Annotated in this window: 18 protein-coding genes and 1 riboswitch; of the genes, 9 read left to right on the top strand and 9 right to left on the bottom strand. The window is 68.7% G+C overall.

What is annotated here, in order from left to right:
• Positions 1 to 1,062 (bottom strand): A/G-specific adenine glycosylase, encoded by a 1,062-nt coding sequence (locus tag NV401_RS05255; protein WP_261293339.1) that lies wholly within the window; start codon positions 1,060 to 1,062, stop codon positions 1 to 3.
• 26 nt (positions 1,063 to 1,088) lie between these two features.
• On the opposite strand from NV401_RS05255, the gene NV401_RS05250 reads away from it, so the two are divergent.
• The 4 genes from NV401_RS05250 to NV401_RS05235 are packed head-to-tail and all read left to right on the top strand — an operon-like array spanning position 1,089 to position 6,503.
• Positions 1,089 to 1,616, top strand: coding sequence for a DUF721 domain-containing protein (locus NV401_RS05250; RefSeq protein ID WP_261293338.1), 528 nt, complete (start codon positions 1,089 to 1,091; stop codon positions 1,614 to 1,616).
• On the top strand, positions 1,613 to 2,308 hold the full coding sequence (locus NV401_RS05245) for a DsbA family protein (protein ID WP_261293337.1): 696 nt from the start codon (positions 1,613 to 1,615) through the stop codon (positions 2,306 to 2,308). The genes NV401_RS05250 and NV401_RS05245 overlap by 4 nt, the downstream gene beginning before the upstream one ends.
• A gap of 19 nt (positions 2,309 to 2,327) precedes the next feature.
• Positions 2,328 to 3,068 (top strand): DsbA family protein, encoded by a 741-nt coding sequence (locus NV401_RS05240; RefSeq protein WP_261293336.1) that lies wholly within the window; start codon positions 2,328 to 2,330, stop codon positions 3,066 to 3,068.
• Positions 3,069 to 3,101: 33 nt separating this feature from the next.
• Entirely contained in the window at positions 3,102 to 6,503 is a 3,402-nt protein-coding gene (locus tag NV401_RS05235) for a chromosome segregation SMC family protein (protein WP_261293335.1), read from the top strand.
• Here the strand turns inward: NV401_RS05235 and NV401_RS05230 are convergent.
• Positions 6,448 to 7,683: a hypothetical protein gene (locus tag NV401_RS05230; RefSeq protein WP_261293334.1), complete on the bottom strand. Its 1,236-nt coding sequence runs from the start codon at positions 7,681 to 7,683 to the stop codon at positions 6,448 to 6,450. The genes NV401_RS05235 and NV401_RS05230 overlap by 56 nt on opposite strands.
• 210 nt (positions 7,684 to 7,893) lie before the next feature.
• Here NV401_RS05230 and NV401_RS05225 point away from each other — a divergent pair, with 210 nt between their 5' ends.
• The 4 genes from NV401_RS05225 (at position 7,894) to NV401_RS05210 (ending at position 11,425) form a co-directional block, all read left to right on the top strand.
• Positions 7,894 to 8,028: a hypothetical protein gene (locus NV401_RS05225; RefSeq protein WP_261293333.1), complete on the top strand. Its 135-nt coding sequence runs from the start codon at positions 7,894 to 7,896 to the stop codon at positions 8,026 to 8,028.
• Positions 8,029 to 8,111: 83 nt separating this feature from the next.
• Positions 8,112 to 9,359, top strand: coding sequence for a putative DNA modification/repair radical SAM protein (locus NV401_RS05220; RefSeq protein WP_261293332.1), 1,248 nt, complete (start codon positions 8,112 to 8,114; stop codon positions 9,357 to 9,359).
• A gap of 65 nt (positions 9,360 to 9,424) precedes the next feature.
• Positions 9,425 to 9,910: a hemerythrin domain-containing protein gene (locus NV401_RS05215; protein ID WP_261293331.1), complete on the top strand. Its 486-nt coding sequence runs from the start codon at positions 9,425 to 9,427 to the stop codon at positions 9,908 to 9,910.
• 117 nt (positions 9,911 to 10,027) lie between these two features.
• Entirely contained in the window at positions 10,028 to 11,425 is a 1,398-nt protein-coding gene (locus tag NV401_RS05210; protein WP_261293330.1) for a UdgX family uracil-DNA binding protein, read from the top strand.
• 128 nt (positions 11,426 to 11,553) lie between these two features.
• On the opposite strand, the gene NV401_RS05205 is transcribed toward NV401_RS05210, so the two are convergent.
• Positions 11,554 to 12,270, bottom strand: coding sequence for an energy transducer TonB (locus tag NV401_RS05205; protein WP_261293329.1), 717 nt, complete (start codon positions 12,268 to 12,270; stop codon positions 11,554 to 11,556).
• Between the two features lie 114 nt (positions 12,271 to 12,384).
• Between NV401_RS05205 and NV401_RS05200 the strand changes: the two genes are divergently transcribed.
• The gene (locus NV401_RS05200) at positions 12,385 to 13,020 is read left to right on the top strand and encodes a DedA family protein (protein WP_261293328.1); all 636 of its coding nucleotides are present in this window, start codon (positions 12,385 to 12,387) and stop codon (positions 13,018 to 13,020) included.
• Here NV401_RS05200 and NV401_RS05195 read toward each other — a convergent pair.
• The 6 genes from NV401_RS05195 to NV401_RS05170 all read right to left on the bottom strand — a co-directional run bounded on the left by NV401_RS05195 (position 13,001) and on the right by NV401_RS05170 (position 18,160).
• Entirely contained in the window at positions 13,001 to 13,705 is a 705-nt protein-coding gene (locus tag NV401_RS05195; RefSeq protein WP_261293327.1) for a DJ-1/PfpI family protein, read from the bottom strand. The two genes, NV401_RS05200 and NV401_RS05195, sit on opposite strands and share 20 nt — an antisense overlap.
• A 21-nt stretch (positions 13,706 to 13,726) precedes the next feature.
• Positions 13,727 to 13,807, bottom strand: a riboswitch (ZMP/ZTP riboswitch).
• Entirely contained in the window at positions 13,794 to 15,272 is a 1,479-nt protein-coding gene (locus NV401_RS05190; RefSeq protein WP_261293326.1) for a hypothetical protein, read from the bottom strand. It overlaps the preceding riboswitch by 14 nt.
• A gap of 79 nt (positions 15,273 to 15,351) precedes the next feature.
• Positions 15,352 to 15,759 (bottom strand): hypothetical protein, encoded by a 408-nt coding sequence (locus NV401_RS05185; RefSeq protein ID WP_261293325.1) that lies wholly within the window; start codon positions 15,757 to 15,759, stop codon positions 15,352 to 15,354.
• 58 nt (positions 15,760 to 15,817) lie between these two features.
• Entirely contained in the window at positions 15,818 to 16,354 is a 537-nt protein-coding gene (locus NV401_RS05180; RefSeq protein WP_261293324.1) for a demethoxyubiquinone hydroxylase family protein, read from the bottom strand.
• Complete coding sequence (locus tag NV401_RS05175; RefSeq protein WP_261293323.1) at positions 16,351 to 16,836, bottom strand: disulfide bond formation protein B; 486 nt, start codon at positions 16,834 to 16,836, stop codon at positions 16,351 to 16,353. The genes NV401_RS05180 and NV401_RS05175 overlap by 4 nt, the downstream gene beginning before the upstream one ends.
• A gap of 7 nt (positions 16,837 to 16,843) precedes the next feature.
• Positions 16,844 to 18,160, bottom strand: coding sequence for a S41 family peptidase (locus tag NV401_RS05170; RefSeq protein ID WP_261293322.1), 1,317 nt, complete (start codon positions 18,158 to 18,160; stop codon positions 16,844 to 16,846).
• Between the last annotated feature and the right edge of the window lie 39 nt (positions 18,161 to 18,199).

The raw sequence follows: 18,199 nt of genomic DNA, 5'->3' as shown, positions 1-18,199 counted from the left end.
TCACTCTCCCGATCCCGGCCCCGCGATCGCGGCTGCGGCCTTGGCGAAAACCGTCGGTAGCCCTGCCGATTCGATGTCGGCGATCGGCCACCATTCCCCGGCGTTCGAATGCCTGTCCGCAGGCGCCACGGCAAGCGCCAGTTCGAGCCGGAAGTGGGTAAAGACATGGGCGACCGTCGCGTCCAGCAGGCGCCAGTCGGCCGCGAGCGGCGCATCGGCCAGCCCCGGCGCGGCATCGGCCCATGGCCCGGTCGGCAGGGCGCGCATCCCGCCCAGCAGCCCGCGCGGCGGGCGGCGCACGAGCAGCACCTGCCCGCCGCGCTCCGCCCAGAAGATCGTGCCGTAACGTTGCGGCTTGGCTGCCTTGGCCGCCTTGACCGGAAAGGCCTCCGGTGCGCCGCTGGCGAACCCTGCGCAGTCCTGGTTCAGCGGACAGGCCAGACATTTCGGATTGCGTGGCGTGCAGATGCTCGCGCCCAAATCCATCATCGCCTGCGCGAAATCCCCCGAGCGCTGGTCCGGCACGATCGTGTCGGCCGCCGCGCGGATCGCCGGACGTCCTGCGGGCAGCGGCGTAGCGATCGCGAACAGCCGCGCCACCACGCGCTCGACATTGGTATCGATCACCACCGCGCGTTCGCCGAACGCGATGCTGGCGATCGCCGCCGCGGTATAATCGCCGATCCCCGGCAGCGTACGCAGTGCCGCTTCGCTGCCCGGGAACTGCCCGCCATGCTCAGCCACGACCATTTTGGCGCAGGCGATCAGGTTGCGCGCCCGTGCATAATAACCGAGCCCCGCCCAGGCGCTCATCACCTCGTGCTCGTCTGCCGCCGCAAGCGCGGCAAAATCGGGCCAGCGGCGGGTGAACAGCGCGAATTTCGGGCGCACCGTGGCGACGGTGGTCTGCTGCAGCATGATTTCGGACAGCCACACGCGGTACGGGTCGGGTGCCGGTTCGCCCGGCGCGGCGCGCCACGGCAGGATGCGGGCATGCGCGTCATACCAGGCAAGAAGCGGGCCCGATATAGTGGGGGCGATGGATCGGGGCTTTGCGGGCACCGCGCCGCTATGGCATGGGTACCGCGATGAGCAAGCGCGCCGTTCCTCCCTCCAAGATCGAGCATGTCCGCGGCGGCCGTGCGCGCAGCGTGGCCGAGCTGCTGCCCGATGCCGGCCGCGCCGCATTCCGGCGATTCGGCTTCGTACAGAGCGCGGTGGTCACGCGCTGGGCGGAGATCGTCGGCCCGCGCTATGCCGGCGTGTCGGCGCCCGAATCGATCCGCTTCCCGCCGGGCAAGCGCGCGGAAGGCACGCTCAACCTGGTGGTGCGCGGCGCGCATGGCACGATGATGCAGCATATCGCGCCCGAGATCATCGATCGCGTCAACCGCTTCTTCGGCTATGCCGCGATCGCGCGCGTGCAGATGCGCCAGGGCGATGTGCCCGCGCCGCGCGTCCGCGCCGCGCCGCCGTCGCTGAAACCGATTCCGGCCGAACTGGGCGAGAGCCTGCGCACGATCGCCGATCCCGAACTTAAGGCGGTGCTCGAGGCGCTCGCCGCCGGCGTCGCCGCCACCAGCGGTCCCCCTGTCATCGGAAGCCACGACGAATGATCCGCCTGCTGCTCGCGTTCCTGATGCTACCATTGCTGGCCGGCGCCGCGCCCGCCCCGCGCGACTGGACCAAGACCGTCACGCGGACGGCCGATGGCGCGTACCGGATCGGCAATCCGGCAGCGAAGGTGAAGCTGGTCGAATATCTCAGCTACACCTGCCCGCATTGCGCGCATTATGCCGGCCAGTCGGGTCCGACGCTGCGCGAGAAATTCATTCGCTCGGGCTCGACCAGTGTCGAACTGCGGCATGCGACGCGCGACCGGCTCGATCTCGCGGCGACGGTGATCGCGCGCTGCGCCGGACCGGCAGGCTTTCTCGGCACCAGCGAACAGCTGTTCGCCAAGCAGGACGACTGGTATCCGCAGGGCATGCGCTTCGAACAGAGCAATGCCCAGCGCATGGCGCTGTATCCGCAGGGCGCGCAGGTTCGTGCGCTGGCGTACGGCGCGGGGCTGGCCGATATCGGCAAGGCGCGCGGCCTGAGCGATGCCGCGCTGACCGCCTGTTTCGACGACGATGCCGCGATCCTGCAGATCGCCGCGATGAGCGACAAGAGCTGGAAGGCGATCGCCGCCGCCGCCGCGCCGCAGCCGGGCGGCACGCCGACCTTCGTCGTCAACGGCAAAGCCTATGCCTCGCTCGACTGGGCGAAGTTGGAAAAGATCCTGCGCGCCGCCGGCGCCAAATAATCCCCTGGAGTAGCCCTCAATGAAACTGCCTATCGCCTGCCTCATCCTGCCGCTCGCCCTCGCCGCCTGCGGTGACGACAGCAGCAGCAACGTATCCGCCGGATCGCCGGCCAAGCCGGTCGCCGCCGTCGCCGCGCCAGCCGGGCAGAATTGGGAAGAGACCGTCGCCGTGACGCCCGAGGGCGGACATGTGATGGGCAATCCCAATGCGCCGATCAAGCTGATCGAATATGGCTCGCGCTCCTGCCCAACCTGCGGCCAGTTCGGCCGCGAAGGCATGCGCCCGCTGATCGACGGTTACGTGAAGACCGGCAAGGTATCCTATGAATTCCGCGATTTCTTCGTGCACGGCGCGCCCGATCTGGCGCTCGGCCTGCTCGGCAATTGCTCCGGCCCGCAGACCTTCTTCCCGATCCTCGAACAGATGTACCAGAACCAGCAGAGCTATCTCGACAAGCTGCAGAGCATGTCCTCGGCGGTGCAGGCGCAGCTGCAGAGCCAGACGCCGAGCCAGCAGCTCACCACCCTGGCCGAACAGATGGGCATGATCGACTTCGTCAAGCAGCGCGGCATTTCCGAGCCGCAGGCGCGCGCCTGCCTCGCCGACAAGGCCAAGACCGATGCGCTCGCCAAGTTCAGCGATACCGCCACGCAGGAGGGCGGCGTGACCGGCACCCCGACCTTCCTGATCAACGGCACCAAGGCCGATGCGGTCGGCTGGTCGTCGCTCGAGCCGCTGCTCAAGGCAGCGGGCGGCTGATCGCTCGGTTCTGAGCGGGGGCGCGGGACTTCAGTGCAGATCAAACGGCTTCGATTGTCGGGCTTCAAGAGCTTCGTCGATGCCGCCGATCTGCGGATCGAACCCGGGCTGACCGGGATCGTCGGGCCCAATGGGTGCGGCAAATCGAACCTGCTCGAGGCGCTGCGCTGGACGATGGGCGAGACCTCCGCGCGCTCGCTGCGCGGCGCCGGCATGCAAGACGTGATCTTCGCCGGCACCGCGACGCGGCCCGCGCGCGAATTCGCCGAGGTCTCGATGCTGATCGAGGATGCCGCGGCGACCGAGATCGAGATCGTGCGCCGGATCGAACGCGGCGCCGGCTCCGCCTATCGCATCGACGGGCGCGACGTGCGCGCCAAGGATGTGGCGCTGCTGTTCGCCGATGCGGCGACCGGCGCGCATAGCCCGGCATTGGTCAGCCAGGGGCGGATCAGCGCGGTGATCTCGGCCAAGCCGACCGAGCGGCGCGCGATGCTCGAGGAAGCGGCGGGCATTGCCGGGCTGCATGTGCGGCGCAAGGATGCCGAGCAGAAACTGCGCGCGACCGAGGCCAATCTGCTCCGGCTCGACGAGGTGATCGCCGATCAGGATGCGCGCGCCGCGGCGCTCAAACGGCAGGCGCGGCAGGCGGAGCGCTACCGCACGCTGTCCGAGCAGATCCGCGTCGCCGAGGCACGGATGATCTTCGCGCGCTGGCGCGATGCGGCGGCGGCGGCGGATCTCGCCAAGGCCGAGGCGGCGGCGGCAGAGACGCGCGTCACCGACACCGCCGAGCAGCAGCGCGCGGCGGCGGCCTATCAGCAGCAGGCGGCGGAAAACCTGGCAGGCGCGCGGGCGGCGGCGCTGGCCGCACGCGACGTGGCGAGCGAGGCCGGCCACCAGCTGGCGGCGTTGCGCACCGAGCGCGCCGCGGTGGACCGCCGGCTGCGCGACCTCGGCGATACCCGTCTGCGGCTGGCCGACGACCGCCAGCGCGAAGGCGCACTGGCGCATGACGCGGCGGAGGCGCTGGCGCGGCTGGCAGCGGAAGCCAAGGCGCTGGAGGCGCGCATCGCCGACGCCGCAGCGCAGGTGCCCGGGATGGCCGCGGCGCTGGCCGAGGCCGAGCAGGCGGCGCGCGACGCGGAAGTCGCGCTGGCCCAGGCACTGGCGGCGCAAGCCAGCGAAGCGGCCGAGGCGCGCGTGGCGGATGCGGCGCTGGCCGCGGCACGGGCGCGGACCGAGCGCAGCGAGCGCGATCTCGCGCGCGTCACGGCAGAGGTCAGCGCGATCGGCGACGCGGCACCACTGGCCAGCGAGCGCAGCGCCGCGGCGGCGCGCCGCGCGCAGGCGTTGCGCGACGGCGACGCGGCACGGACCAATCTTGCCGCCGCCGAGACGCAGGAACGTGCCGCCGTCGACGAACGCGACGGCGCGCAGGCGCGGCGCGGCGCGGCGCGCGCGGATCTCTCCGCGCTGGACAGCGAGGCGGCGGCGCTGACCCGCGCGACGCAGCGCAGCGGGCGCGATCGGCTGCTCGATCATCTGCGCGCCGATGCCGGGTTCGAACGCGCGCTGGCCGCGGCGCTGGGCGACGATCTCGAAGCCGGGCTGGATGCGAGCGCCGAACGCTTCTGGGCTGGCGCTGCGGCGCTGCCCGGCGATCCCCCTGCCCCGCCGGGCACGGTCGCGCTTGGCGGCCATGTCGCCGCGCCGGACCTGCTCGGCCGGCGGCTGGCGCAGATCTTCGTCGCCGAGGCGGATGACGGTCAGCCGCTCGCGGTCGGGCAGCGGCTGGTGACGCTCGCCGGCGTGCTGCGGCGCTGGGACGGCTATGTCGCCAAATCGGGCGGCGCGGCGGCGGCGGAGCGGCTCGAACGGCTCAACCGGCTGCGCGCCATCGACGCGGAACGGCCCGCGGCGGCCAGCGCCCTCGCAGCCGCGGAAGCGGATCTGGCCCGCATCGAGGCTGCGATCGCCGCCGCCAAGCGGCTGGGCAGCGACGCGCGACGCGCGCTCGAGACGGCCGAGGCGCAGGCGCGCGATGCGGCCAAGGCCGAGGATCGCGCCGCCGCTGCGCTGGAGCGGATCGCCACGCAGCGCGCCGATCTCGATGCGCGCCGCGCGCGGATCGCCACCGATCTTACCGAAGCGCAGGTCGAGTTCGAAGCGGCCGGCCGCGCCAAGGCCGCCCTGCCGGACGGTAGCGCGACGCGTGACCGCGTGGCTGCGCTGTCGTCGCAGGCCGAGACGCGGCGCACCGCCGTCGCCAGCGCGCGCGCCGATCGCGCCACGCTGGATCGGGCGCTGGCGCAGGATCGCGATCGGCTGGCGAGCGGATCGGGCGAGGCCAAAGGCTGGCGCGCGCGCGCCGGCGAGGCCGCGCGGCGCATCACCGACATGGACAAGCGCGAAGCGGCACTCGCGCAGGAAATCGACGCGCTGGCGGACAAGCCGGGCGAAATCGATGCCGCGATCGGCACGCTGGAGGCAGCGCATCAGGCGGCGCGCGCCGAAGCCGACACGGCGCAGGCCGCCGAACGCAATGCCGAGGGTGTGCTGCGCGAAACCGAAACCGTCGCGCGCATGGCGAGCGAAGCGCTCGCGCAAGCCCGCGAAGTGCGTGCCGGCGCGCTGGCGCGGACGGAAAACCAGGAATTGCGCCGCGTCGAAATGGGCCGCCTGTCGGGCGAACGCTTTGCCTGCCCGGCGCCAGTATTGCCGGAACGCGTCGGCTTCGCGGTCGATACGGTGCGCAGCCCGCAAGACGAAGGCCAGGCGCACGAACGCCTGTCGCTCGATCGCGAGCGGATTGGGCCGGTCAATCTCGTCGCCGAGAGCGAGCTTGCCGAACTCGAATCCGCGAGCAGCGGCAATGCCGCCGAGCGCGAGGAGCTGGGCCTGGCGGTCAACCGCCTGCGCGGCTCGATCGGCACGCTCAACCGCGAGGGGCGGCAGCGCCTGCTCGCCGCGTTCGAGGCGGTCAACGGCCATTTCCAGCGGCTGTTCACCACCCTGTTCAACGGTGGCGCCGCGCATCTCGAACTGATCGATTCGGACGATCCGCTGGAGGCCGGGCTCGAGATCATGGCGCAGCCGCCGGGCAAGCGGCTGCAATCACTCACCCTGCTGTCGGGCGGCGAGCAGGCGCTGACCGCGGTCGCGTTGATCTTCGGCCTGTTCCTGACCAACCCGGCGCCGATCTGCGTGCTCGACGAGGTCGACGCGCCGCTCGACGACGCCAATATCGAGCGCTTCTGCGGCCTGCTCGACGCGATGACGCGCGAGACGCAGACGCGCTACCTGATCGTCACGCACAATGCGGTGACGATGAGCCGCATGCACCGCCTGTTCGGCGTGACGATGATCGAACAGGGCGTCAGCCGGCTGGTGTCGGTCGATCTGGGTGGCGCGGAGAGTCTGCTGGCGGCGTGATCCAGGCCGGCGCCGGCTGGCGCAGCGCGGCGACGATGATCCACAGCATCGCCGCGCCGCGGATTGCCGCGGCCAGCGCGATGTCGCCGGGGGTGGCGGAGGGCGTCCTGCCCTCCATCCCGGCAAACCACCAGAATTCCGCGAAGTAGGCAGCGAGGTCGCCGAGCGCGAACCACAGCAGCGGCCATAGCCGGTAGCTGGTCAGCACCAGGAACGGATACAGCCACAGGTCGAATTGCGGCGAATAGACCTTGTTGGTGAGCAGGAACCAGGCGAGCACCGGGGTAAACAGCAGCCACGACTGCGCGCCGTGCCGCCGCCAGCCGAGCAGCACGATGGCCAGGGCGCCGATCGCGAAGGCGGCGAAGCTCGCCATGTTGCGCAGCGGGATCGGCGCGTTCCACACACCGAACGTGGCGAGCAATTCCCAGATCGACGCCGCCGTGCCGCTGCGCTCCCCGGAAAAGGCGTAGAATTCCGACCAGTTGGTGAAGGCGACCGCCGCGACCGGCAGGTTCACCGCCCCCCAGGCCAGCACCGCGGCGATCGCCAGCAGGACGGTGGTGACGATGCGCTCGCGCCACAGGGCATCGCGGCGGAACAAGGCACCCAGGCCGATCAACGGCAGCATCAGCACCGGGAACAGCTTGGCCGCCGCGCCGAACGCGGCGAGCTGCACTGCCCGGAATGCCGCGCCGCGCCGCGCCGCAAGCAGGGCCGCCACCGCCAGCGCCACCGCCAGCATGTCCCAATTATGCCCGAGATACAGGATGAGCGGCGGCGCCGCGGCCCAGGCATAAAGCCGCGCCCGGTCCACGGAAGCGCGCTCCATCAGCCACAGGACCAGGAAAGCAAGGCCGGCATTGACCGCGCTGACCACCAGCAGGAAGGTCGCGGCGTTCGCTCCCGCGCCCCCCAGCGTCCGCGCGATCACGCCCTCCACCCAGATCAGCGCACCGGTCAGCACCGGATATTCCATGCGCGCCTGCAGATAGGGCAAGGCCCCGTCGGCCACGCCGCGCAGCCCCCAGAAGGGAACGGCATCGCTGTAACAGCCGCTGGTATATTGGATTCCGTTCACCCAGCCGGGGCCGCAATGCGCCTTGAAGATGTAGCCGAGCAGGCAGGTGAGGCCGAGCAGGATGTAGGGAAGGCGGCGGGATCGCTCCGAGATGGTCAATGCATCGCCCCCAACTCGTCACCCCGGACCTGGTCCGGGACCCACCCCACGGCTTTCGCCACGCGTCGCCAATCCGTGCCCTTCCTTTGCGGCATGGAGGACCCCGGAACAAGTCCAGGGTGACGGCAGGGAGGACGTTAATCATTTCCAACGCGGAACAACAATTCCCGCTCGCCGGTTGACGCGCCACGGAAACCAGGGAGCACCATTATGTCAGAAATCAATTCCGACGAACGCGTCGTCGTCGCCAAGAGCAGCTTCAACGTCGCCAACATCATCCTCGCGATCACCGTGTTGATCGTGGCGATCGGCGTGCTGAAATATTTCGGCATGATGCCGTTCTGATCGATCCCGGCCGGCCCGATCGTTTCGGGCCGGCTTGAGCGTGATCTATCGACATTGACCGATATAGAACATATGTCGAACACATGGCTCAACTCGACGTCCAGCAAAAGCTCGAAATCCTGGCCGACGCCGCGAAATACGATGCGTCCTGCTCTTCCTCCGGCACTGCCAAGCGCACCTCGCGCGATGGCAAGGGGATTGGATCGACCGATGGCGGGATGGGCATCTGCCATGCCTATGCGCCGGACGGTCGCTGCATCAGCCTGCTCAAAATCCTGCTGACCAACAGCTGCATCTTCGATTGCCATTTCTGCATCAACCGCAAGAGCAGCAATGTGCGGCGCGCGCGCTTCACTGCGCAGGAAGTGGTCAATCTGACGCTCGCTTTCTACCGTCGTAATTATATCGAGGGGCTGTTCCTCTCGTCCGGCATCATCGCATCGTCCAATTACACGATGGAGCAGATCGTCGAGGTCGCGCGCAGCTTGCGCGAGGATCACCATTTTCGCGGCTATATCCATCTCAAGACGATCCCCGATGCCGATCCCGAGCTGGTTCACCAGGCCGGCCTCTATGCCGATCGCGTCTCGATCAACGTCGAACTGCCGACCGCATCCGGGCTCAAGCGGCTCGCGCCGGAGAAATCCGAAGGCCGAATCGAAACGGCGATGCAGGAGATGAAGACGGCGATCGTCGACACGGCGGACGCCAAGAAACGCTACAAATCCGCGCCGCGCTTCGCGCCTGCCGGGCAATCGACGCAGATGATCGTCGGCGCCGATGCCGCGACCGACGGCGATATCGTCGCCAAGGCCTCGACACTCTATGATCGCTTCAACCTGCGGCGCGTCTATTATTCCGCTTTCTCGCCGATCCCGGACGCCAGCACGATCCTGCCCTTGAAGCGCCCGCCGCTGATGCGCGAACATCGCCTCTACCAGTCCGACTGGCTGATGCGCTTCTACGATTACACGCCGGCCGATGTGGTCGCGGCGACCGATCAGGCGACCGGCATGCTGCCGCTGGATATCGATCCCAAGCTCGCCTGGGCGCTCAAGTTTCGCGGCTCCTTCCCGGTCGACGTCAATCGCGCGCCGCGCGAGATGCTGCTGCGCGTGCCCGGCCTGGGGGTGAAGGCCGTCGGCAATATCCTGTCCGCGCGGCGCTGGCGGCGGCTGAGCCTGGCCGATGTCGGGCGGCTGACCCAGTCGATCGCCAAGGTGCGCCCGTTCCTGATCGCCGACGACTGGCGCCCGCTGGCGCTCAGCGATCGCGCCGATCTGCGCCCGGTGGTGGCGCCGAAGAAGGAGCAGCTCGAGCTGTTTGCGTGAAAGCGAGTCGCAACTGAAACAACGCGGCGCACGATCGGTTCTGCTTCCAACCACAGGAGCATATCATGGCCGACGCCCGCATTTTCGCCGACCTCAAGGCCGATCACGACCGCCACCGCGAGCTGCTCGCGCAGATCGCCAGCACCGCCCCCGGCGATGCCGAGCGCGACCGGCTGTTCGAGGCATTCCGCATCGAGGTATCCGCGCATGCTGCGGCCGAGGAGGAATCGCTCTATGCGATGATGCTCGGCAAGCCCGATCTGCGCGACGATGCGCGCCATTCGGTGTCCGAGCACAAGGAGATCGACGATTTCTTCGGCGAAATGGCCGAGATGGATTCGGCCAGCGACACATGGCGCAAGATGTTCGACAAGATGCGCCACCGCTATGAGCATCATATCGACGAGGAAGAGCAGGACATGTTCCCGGCGGCGGCGGAAGAGCTGTCCGACGACGAGGAAGCGAAGCTTGCGCAGGTCTTCGAGGAGCGCAAGCCGGCCGAGCTGGAACGCGCCGAGGCAGAGCCGGCGGGTGGCGACGCGCGCGAGTGATGATTCCCCTGGCCCGTCACCACTGCGCAGGCAGGGGCCTATCGCTGCTTCCACATGCGGTAGCGCTGGAGGATAAAGCGATAGGCCCCTGCCTGCGCAGGGGTGACGGGTAAGCTGGTGCGGCGCGTAACTCTCGCCGACGAAGACGATTTCGACGGCTGGCGCGACGCCGCCCGTGGTCTGGCCGCAGAGGCCATCCCCGCATCCGACGTCGTCTGGCAAGTCGGTAACGGTCCAGGCGACCTTTTCGCCGCCGACGCCCCGCCACCCCCCGCCCCGCCCGCAGGCGGCGGCTTCTCGGTGCCCCGCGCCTTTCTCGATCTCGCCCGCAACGTCGTGCTGCACAGCGATCCGACGCGGTTCAGCCTGCTCTACACCCTGCTCGCCCGCCTGCGCACCGAGCCCAAATTGATGGAGGACCATGCCGACCCGCTGCTGCGCCGGCTCGACCTGCTGGCCAAGGACGTGCGTCGCGATATCCACAAGATGCGCGCCTTCGTGCGGTTCCGCGAACTGGACGATGGCGGCACGCCCCGCTTCGTCGCCTGGTTCGAGCCTGATCATCACATCGTGCGCGCCAATGCCTCGTTCTTCATCGATCGCTTCGCCAGCATGCGCTGGTCGATCCTGACGCCCGACATCTCGATCCATTGGGACGGCAAGACGCTCGAGGAAGGCCCCGGTGCGGCCAAAAGCGATGCGCCGGGCGGCGATCCGATCGAGGACGTGTGGAAGACCTATTACGCCTCGATCTTTAATCCGGCGCGGCTGAAGGTCGGCGCGATGCTCAAGGAAATGCCGCGGCGCTACTGGAAGAACATGCCCGAGACGGCGCTGGTCCCGGCGATGATCGCGGGTGCGCAGGCACGGGAGGCTGGCATGATTACGACGGCACGCGACGCGGTAGGCGGCAATATCGAACTTGCCTGGGCGGCGCTGCGCGACGAAGCGGCAGGCTGCACGCGCTGCCCGCTGTACAAGCCGGCGACGCAGACGGTGTTCGGAGAAGGGCCGGTCGACGCGCAGCTGATGTTCGTCGGCGAACAGCCGGGCGATCAGGAGGATCTCGCCGGCCGCCCGTTCGTCGGCCCGGCGGGGCAGGTGTTCGATCGCGCGATCGCCGAGGCGGGGATCGATCGCACCGCGGTCTATGTCACCAATGCGGTGAAGCATTTCAAGTTCGAGCAGCGCGGCAAGCGCCGCATCCATTCCAAGCCCGGCGCGGGCGAGATCGAGGCGTGCCGCTGGTGGATCGATCAGGAACGCATGCTGGTGAAACCCGCGGTGACGGTGGCTTTGGGGGCCACCGCGGCACGCAGCCTGTTCGGGCGCGTGGTTACGATCGGGCGGGAGCGCGGACGCGCCTTGGAACTGCCGGACGGCGGCGGGGAAGCGTGGATCACGGTGCATCCGAGCTTTTTGCTCAGGTTGCCGGACGAGGCGGCGCGGGCGGCGGAATATGCGCGGTTCGTGGAGGATCTGCGGGTGGCGGCGGCGAGGGTCGGGGCGGACTGACGCTCCCCATTCCATCATCCCCGACTTGATCCGGGATCCATCAAGCGGCTTGGGAAGATACAAGAGAGGCGAGCACCGCCTTGCCGGCGCGTTGGATTCCGGACCAAGTCCGGGTTGACGGCGGGGGGTCAGTAATCCTCATCCCCGATCACCCAGACATGATCCTCCTCCACCACCGAGGACACGAACCGCCCGGCCGCATCCGTCCCCGGCCGATAGCGAAACCGCTTGGTCACCAGCCGGCACGTCACCGCATCCAGCTCGGCATTGCCGCTGCTGCGCGTGACGCGGCAATCCTGCGCGCGGCCCTGCACCGTGACCGTATAGCGCACCCACACCGTCCCGCCGATGCCAGCGCGGGCGGCGGATCGCGGATAGTCGTCGTCGCGGATTTGCCCCGATATCTTCCGCGCGAACGTGCCCCGGCCGCCCCCGCCCTGCCCGTCACCATAGCCACCGCTGCCGGTGCCACTGCCGAGCCCGCCGCCCCCGGTGCCGGGCCCTGGCACCGGCGCCGCGCCCGATGTCGCCGCGACCTCCGGCCCTGCCACCGGCGCCGCGACCACCGGCGGCGGCAGCGGTGGCGGCAGCACCGGCGCGACGATCTCGGTCGGCCGCGCGTCGCGAGCGGCCGGGGCCGCGGCGCCGCTCTTGCGCGGGTCGGCAAGCGGCGGCGGTGGGGGCTGCGGGAGATCGAACAGCTGCAGGCTTTCCGACACCTGGCGCACCATCGATGGCTGCAGCCCCGCGACCAGCGCCCAGCCGATCGCCAGATGCACCAGCGCCACGCCCGCACCGGCAATCCAGCGGTCGCGCCCGCGCTCATCCCGATATCGTCCGCTCACGCGCCCGTCCTGCCCGTCCACGCCTGAACCTGTCGTGACGAATCGTTGCCGCCTGCGCGCGTGCGAACGTTTTCAGCTTCCCTTAGCGGCGCGCATCGCGCATCTGGCCGGCCCATGGTCGAACATATCCTGGGCATCCTCGCCACCTTCGTCATCTCGATCATCGAGGCGACCGGCTATCTCGGCGTGATGCTGCTGATGGCGATCGAGAGCATGTGCGTGCCGCTGCCCTCCGAACTGATCATGCCGTTCGCCGGCTATCTCGTGTCGCAGGACAAGATGAACCTGTATCTTGCCGCCACTGCCGGTGCGCTGGGCTGCAATCTCGGCTCGATCGTCGCCTACGAAGCGGGCAAGCGCGGCGGGCGGCCGATCGTCGAACGCTGGGGCAAGTTCCTGCTGATCGGCCCCGACGAACTCGATGCCGCCGATCGCTTCTTCGCGCGCTGGGGCAAGTCCGCGGTGTTCGTCGGCCGGCTGCTGCCGGTGATCCGCACCTTCATCGCCTTCCCCGCCGGCGTTGCGCGCATGCCCTTGGTGCCGTTCCACATCTATACCTTTGCCGGCTCCTGGCCGTTCTGCTTCGCGCTGACCTGGCTCGGCATGAAACTGGGCGAGGCATGGGACAGCGATCCGCGCGTCAAGGCGGCGTTCCATAGCGCGGACGCAGTGATCGGCGTGGTGCTGGTGGTCGCGATCGTCTGGTACGTGCGGCACCGGCTGCGCGCGATCAGGAAGGCGCGGGCCTGAGTCGCGCCGCGGCGGCCATGATCCGCGCGTCGCGCGCGGCCGCGGCCGATTTTCCCATCGCCTGAAAGCGCACCAGCGTCGCGGCATCGGCACGTTCGGGCGCGCCGCTGTCGAACGGCGGGGCAGGATCATATTCGAGCGCCAGCTGCACCAGTTTCGCATGCGCCTCGCCGCGGATTGCCGCGACCAGGGTGAGCCCGAAATCGATCCCCGCGGTCACCCCGCCGCCGGTCGCGCGGTTGCGATCGATCACCACGCGCTGCTTGACCGGGATCGCGCCGAACGCGGCGAGATGATGATGCTGCGCCCAGTGGCAGGTCGCGCGATAGCCTTCGAGCAGCCCCGCGGCGCCGAGCAGCAAAGAACCGGTGCACACGCTGGTGACCCAGTCCGCGCCGGCCGCCGCGCGCTGCACCCAACCGAGCGTATCGGCATCCTCCATCGCATCGTTCACCCCCATTCCGCCCGGCACGCACAGGATGTCGGGCGGCAACGCGCTCTCGAACGTCGCGGTCGGCAACAGCGCGAAACCGGCATCGGCCATCACCGGATCCAGCGTCTGCGCGACGAGATCGATCGTCGTATTGCCGAGCCGCGACAGCATCTGCGCCGGGCCGGTCAGATCGAGTTGCGTGACATCGGGAAAGAGCAGGAAGGCGACACGGATCGGCGACAGATCGGACATGGGAACACTCCTTCAGGACGGGAGAGGTGCCCAGGCGAGCGGCGCTGTCATGGTCGGCGCTTCCCTGTGGTGTCCCACGATTCGCCAGTCACGCGACCAATGCGGTGGTACCGCGCGGCGCCCGCTCGGACAAGCCGGCGGCGCGGAACAGGAACCACAAGGCGGGCAGCGCCAGCACCAGATACAGCGCCAGCGCGCGTGCCGCCGACCAGCCCCACCATTCGCCCGCCACGGTGCGGATCTCGAGCAGCAGGAATTTGCGCAGCACCGGATCGAGCAATGGGAACGGATCGACATCCGATGCGGTGATCTCGACCGCCGCGATCGCCAGGTTGATCGCCAGGGTGAGCGCGAGCAGCACGACGATCAGCGCACGGCCCTGCCCGCGCCAGTCGCGCCACAGCGGCGAGATGCCCAGCGCAAGGAACGCCATCGCCGGCATCGCATGGCGCGGGCCGGTGGAATAGCCACCATGCCAATAGAAATAGGAGGCGTTGTAGAGCAATACGGTGACGACCAAGGCGCTCGCCATGATGCCGAGATCGCGCGTCGCCGGCGCGCGGACCAGCCGCGCGAGCCCGAGCGGCGCGAGCACCAGCAAGGGCGCAACGAACAGCAGCCCGCGGCGCGCGCCGAACAGGATCTGCAGCAGCACATCGGGATGCGGATAGGTCAGGCCAAACAGCCCCTGGTTCATGCCGTCATAGCCGACCACCCCCTGATAGCCGACCCGGAACACGGTGCCGAACGCGATCAGATTATAGGCCAGCATCGGCAGCAGCGCGACGATCCCGGCGGCGGCGGTCGTCGCGCCCAGCCGCAGCAGCGCCGCCGTGGGCAAAGCCCGCACGCGCCACATTGCCCAGAGCGCGATCACCGTGCCCGGCAGCACCGCCGACAATTCGATCACCAGCGCCCAGCCCAGGCTCAGCCCGAGCAGCAAAGGATAGCGCCAGCGCGCCAGTTCGCGCGGCCCGCTGCTGCCGCGCCATGCCGCCCAGGCAGCGATCGTCAGCAAGGCGCTGACCGGCGCATGGCCGAACAGCGTGGTCGACCAGCCCCAGATCGGCGTGCCCAGCGCATAGGCCAAGGCGGTGATCAGCCCGGCGCGCGGGCTGCCGGTGATGCCGGTCGCCAGATCGAGCAGCAGCACGCTGGCCAGCGCGACGATCAGCGCGATCATCGCCACCGCGATTTCCATGCGCAGGCTGAGAAAACGCCCGAACCCGGCATCGGTAAAGGCGATCGGATGATCGCGCGCCGTATCGCCCGCCACGGCGTCGCCGATCCACACTGCGGGTAGCGTCATCAGCGTGACGCCGGGATTCTTGTCGGTATAGAAATGCCCGCCGAATGTGGCCTTGTCCCCGGCCAGCGCCTCGAACTCGTCGATCGTCGCGTCATGATCCTCGACCAGCGAGATCGCCGCGAACAGGCGCGTGGCATTGTTGGGGTTGTACGTGTTCGACCCGAACCAGACGCACGACAGCCAGACGAGCAGGAACAGCACGAGCGCGACGCCGTGCGGCCCGCGCGCCGGCGGCACTGCTGCGGTCATCGTCGCCATCGATCCCCCCGAATATCCGGCACGCCGCCAATTGGGTCGTCACCGCGGACCGGTCCGCGGGGCGCGCCCGTGAATGCTCTTACGGCAGCGTATCCTCGACCTGCTTGGCGTCGGCTGCCCTCTTCTTCTTGTACGCACGGTACTGATCGGCATTCTGCGCGAAGCAGCCGGTCGCGCCGCCAACCCCGACGGTCGAGCAGGTGCCGATGCCGCTCGCACCGGCAGTGTCGTTGCTCTTGGCACGGACCGCCCAGCTTTCATTTTCCGGCGTCACTTCCAGCTCGCGCAATTCCTTGGGGATGCGGAATTGCTCGCTCGCCTTGCGCCGCACGCAGACGACGACCTCGTCGCCGTCCTGCGTAGTCGGGCATTTCTGCTCGCCATAGATCACCAGCACGCCGTTCTGCGGCGCGTTCTGCGCCTGGGCGGGTAGCGCCAGGCCGGCAAGCAAGGTTGCAGCCAGGCCCGCGCCGATCGTGATCTTCATGTTGTTACTCCCATCCCCGTGGCCAACGCCCGGGCGCCGCCGCAATATCCATCGTCCGTCATATCCGCTGCGCCGTGGCGATCGCCACGCGGCAGCCGAAGCGGATCACCGCGCTCAGGATCGGATAGCCGATCGCGCTTTCCGCGCCTGCGGCCAGCGCCGTCTCGCGATGCTCGACTTCCTCGGCCTGGAAATCCAGGATCGCTGCGCTGAGCTCGGGATCGCTATCACCCAAGGCGATCAGCTGATCCTCATAATGCTTGTCGATCTCGGTCTCGACCGCAACCGTGCAGGCCATCGCCGCCGCCGGGCCGATTGCCGCGGTCACTGCGCCAAGCGCGAAGCCGGCAATCTTCCAGGCCGGTTGCAGCAAGGTCGGACGCACGCCGCGCCGCGCCATCATCGCGTCGAAAAAGGCGCGGTGGCGCTCCTCCTGCACCGCCATGCCGGCAATCTGCCGCGCCGCCGGGCTGCGATCGCCCATCACCGCGAGCTGCCCGCCATAGATGCGGATCGCGCCATATTCGCCCGCCTGGTCGACGCGCACCATTGGCGCGGCGGCGCGCTTGGGGTCACCCGGTTTCCAGCGTGTCATTTGCGGCCTCCGAACAGCAGCGCGAGGATCGCGCCGGCGCCGCCCAGCGAGAGGAGGGCGTTGAACCCGGCGAGCGAGATGCCGAACAGGCTCCACTGCGCGACGTCGCAGCGGATGATCGGCGCGTTCATGATCCGCGCCAGCATGTCCTCGGCCGAGCCGCCGCTACCCGAGACGTTGGAGGTGCAGGCGGTGATGCCGTCCCACCAATGATATTCCACCCCGGCATGGAACACTGCGATCGCGCCGCTCACGGCGATCGCCACCGCCGCCGAAAAAACCAGGGCGCGCTTGGCCGGCACGCCAGGCACGGCGAAGGCCAGCGCGGCGAGCGCCACGGCGGCATAATGCGGCCAGCGCTGCCAGTGGCACATCTCGCACGGATAGAGATGCCCAATCAGCTGGGAGCCCCAGGCGCCGGCGAGCAAAACGGTGGGCAACAGGAGCGCAATCAGGCGCGCGGTGCGGAACGAACGGGTCAACGGACGCTCACTTCGCCGCCGTCTTCGCCACCGGCCCGAGCCGCGCCAGCGTCTTGAGCGCGTAATCGAGCTGGAAATCCTCCACACCGCGGGCCTTCAGCTGCTCGGGCGTCGCGGTGAAGCGCGGATCGTCCTTGGTATCTTCCTCGAGCACCTTGTCGTCGGCCTTGACCTCGTTGATCAGGTGGCGGCGCAGATCGGCCTCGCGGAACACCGGGCGCGTCTTGAAATCGGGATCGGTGATCTGCGGCACGCGGATATCCGGCTCGATCCCGCCTTCCTGCACCGAGCGGCCCGACGGCGTATAGTAACGCGACGTGGTGAGGCGCAGCGCGGTATTGTTGCCGAGATCGAGCACGGTCTGCACCGAGCCCTTGCCGAACGACTTGACCCCCATGACCAGCGCGCGGTGATGATCCTGCAGCGCGCCGGCGACGATCTCGGACGCTGAGGCGGAGCCGGAATTGACCAGCACGATCGTCGGCAGCCCGCGCGAGGGATCGCCGTTCTTGGCGTAGAAACGCTCGATATCGTTCTTCTCGCGGCCGCGCTCGGAGACGATCTCGCCATAATTGAGGAACTGATCGGAGACGGTGATCGCCTCGTCGCGCAAGCCCCCGCCATTGTCGCGCAGATCGACGATCCACCCCAAGGGCGGACGGCCGAGCGACTTCTCGACGCTCATCATGCCCGCGCGCACCGCCGCGCCGGTGCCTTCGGAGAAGGTGTTGATGTTGAGGATGCCGATGCCGTTCTTGACCTCCCATTTCACCGGGCGCTGCACGATCTTCTCGCGCACCATGGCAAGCTCGATCGGCTTGTCGCGGCCGGGCCGCACGATCGTCAGGTTGATCTTGCTCCCGGGCGTGCCGCGCATCTGCGTGATCGCCTCGTCCAGCGTCAGGCCGTAGATCAGCTTGCCGTCGATATGCGTGATGTAATCGCCCGACTTGATCCCGGCGCGATAGCCCGGCGTGTCTTCCTGCGGCGAGATCACCTTCACCGCACCATCCTCGGCCGTCACGGTCAGGCCCAGCCCGCCATAGCTGCCCAGCGTCTGGATGCGCAGATTGTCGTAATCGAGCCCCGCCTCGAACCCGCTATGCGGATCGAGCGCGGCGAGCATCCCGTCGATCGCGCCCTTGATCAGCGTCTTGTCATCGACCTTGTCGACATAGGTCGCCTTGATCCGCGCGAACACGTCCATAAACTGGTCGAGCTCGCGATACGCGTTGGTATCGACCTGCGCCATCGCCGCGGTGCCGGCGGGGACGAGCGCCAGCACCAAAGCGATCGCGCTGGCCTGGAGGAAGGGACGAGCCATGTCGGGTGGTTACCTGTAAGCGTTGAACGGTGACACTAG

The organism is Sphingomonas hylomeconis (assembly GCF_025370105.1).
In the GTDB taxonomy this organism is placed as follows: domain Bacteria; phylum Pseudomonadota; class Alphaproteobacteria; order Sphingomonadales; family Sphingomonadaceae; genus Sphingomonas; species Sphingomonas hylomeconis.
The sequence above is the reverse complement of the archived record's forward strand: the minus strand, read 5'-3'. Positions and strand labels throughout refer to the sequence as shown.